The following is a 1,866-nucleotide window of genomic DNA, read 5'->3' as shown; positions in this document are numbered from 1 at the left end:
CCCTCGCGCGCGCCCCCGCCCCCTCTCCCCCGCCCTCTGACCCACCCGCCCCGCGGGCGGGGGGGCCCGCGGGTCGCCCCCCCAAACCCCCGGGGGGTTCCCAAGTGTTCCCCCCCCCGCCGAGCCCACCCCCCCTGTGGCGCCGCGGCCCCGACCGGCACACCCTGCTGCTGGTGCTGCACCACGCGACGGTGGACGGGCACGCGCTCGAACCGCTGCTGGCCGACCTGCGGTTCGCCTATCGGGCCCGGGCGGTCGGCGGGGCGCCGCGCTGGCCGGCGCCCGCCGTCCAGTACGCCGACCACGCGCTGTGGTTGCGGCGGCGGCTCGGCAACGAGGACCGCCCGGAGAGCCCGGCCGCCCGGCAGGCCGCCTACTGGAAGGGCGCGTTGGCCGCCCTGCCGCCATGGCGGGGCCTGCCGGACGCCACCGGCGCCCCGGGCGCCGGGCCGGGCGCGGCCGGCACCGTCCGCTTCGCCCTGGACCAGCGGGAGCACCGCCGGCTGGCGGCCGCCGCCCGGGCCTGCTCGGCCGGCACCGGCATGGTGGTGCAGGCGGCGTTCGCCGCCGCGCTGGGCGACCTCGGCGCGGGGCACGACCTGCCGATCGGGGTGCCGCTGGCCGGCCGGGACGACGAGGTGCTGGACGGCGTGGTCGGCTGCCTGGTCAACACCGTGGTGCTGCGGGTCGACACCTCCGGCGCCCCGACGGCCCGCACCCTGGTCGGGCGGGTCCGGGAGCGGCTGCTGGCCGCCCACGCCCATCAGGACCTGCCGTTCGACCGGGTGGTGGAACTGGTCAACCCGGCCCGGCAGGCGGGCCGCCAGCCGCTGTTCGGGGTGGCGGTCTCCCACCTGGTGCGGGCCGAGCCGGCCGACGGCGGGCGGTGGGCCGACGCCGTGGCGGTCGCCGAGCGGCCCGTCCCGGTGGCCCGCACCGCCGTGGACCTGCTGCTCCAACTGGTGGAGCGGCGGACGGCGGACGGCGCACCCGGCGGGCTGGAGTGCGCCCTGGTGCACGCGCTGGACGGCTGCGACGAGCCGACCGCCCGGCGGGTGGTGGCCGCCTTCCGGCGGCGGGTCACCGAGTTCTGCGACGAGTTGAACGACGAGCTGAACGACGAGTTGAACGACGAGGTCGACGGCGGGCTCAACGACGAGCCGGCCGACGAGTTGAACGACCTTGCCCAAGTGCACGACCACAACCACGAAGTGAGGGTCCGATGAGCAGCACCAACCCCTTCGACGACGAGCAGGGCGCGTTCCTGGTCCTGGCGAACGAGGAGAACCAGCACGCGCTCTGGCCCGCCTTCGTCGACGTGCCCGCCGGTTGGCGCAGCGTGTTCGGCGAGGAATCCCGGCAGGCCTGCCTGGACTACGTCGAGAAGAACTGGACCGACCTGCGTCCGCGCAGCCTGGCCGAGGCGATGGACGCCCGCGTCGACTGAGCGCGATCGGCCGGTCCATCAGGGCTGTTCCACCCTGGCTTAAGGATCTTCCGTCCCCCGCAAGCGAACTGACAGCATGTCAGGGACGGGCGCGGGGCCGGCCCGCAGGAACGAGTGCGGCGCGCCTGGGTTTCCCCCACGCTCGGCCGCGCCGCCGGCGAGCCGGCCCCGGAGCCCCGCAGGCACCCGATTGCCGCCCGTCCGGACCGCAGCGCCACCGCCCGTTGTCCGAAGCCCTCACGAGGAGTCACCGATGAACGCTGTCACCCCGCGCCCCGCCGAGCGCACGGCCCGGCCCCGGCACTACCTGATGTGCCGCCCCAGCCACTTCGAGGTCACCTACGCGATCAACCCGTGGATGGACCCGGCGAAGCCGGTCGACACCGGGCTCGCCGTGGCGCAGTGGGAGCGGCTGTACG

At 76.3% G+C, this 1,866-nt stretch carries 2 protein-coding genes; both read left to right on the top strand.

The genetic code is table 11. The features are described 5' to 3' along the window. Positions 1-104: 104 nt before the first annotated feature. On the top strand, positions 105-1,226 hold the full coding sequence (locus ACFV6I_RS39460; protein WP_380431110.1) for a condensation domain-containing protein: 1,122 nt from the start codon (positions 105-107) through the stop codon (positions 1,224-1,226). Continuing rightward, positions 1,223-1,447, top strand: coding sequence for an MbtH family protein (locus tag ACFV6I_RS39455; protein ID WP_063349723.1), 225 nt, complete (start codon positions 1,223-1,225; stop codon positions 1,445-1,447). The genes ACFV6I_RS39460 and ACFV6I_RS39455 overlap by 4 nt, the downstream gene beginning before the upstream one ends. The last annotated feature ends 419 nt before the right edge of the window (positions 1,448-1,866 follow it).

It is taken from the genome of Kitasatospora sp. NPDC059803, assembly GCF_042732255.1.
Classification (GTDB): Bacteria; Actinomycetota; Actinomycetes; order Streptomycetales; family Streptomycetaceae; genus Kitasatospora.
This window is presented reverse-complemented; position numbering and strand designations above follow the sequence as displayed.

Bases quoted from the DNA above. Each gene is read 5' to 3' on its own strand.
- ACFV6I_RS39455 (WP_063349723.1), top strand. From the start codon at position 1,223: ATGAGCAGCACCAACCCCTTCGACGACGAGCAGGGCGCGTTCCTGGTC.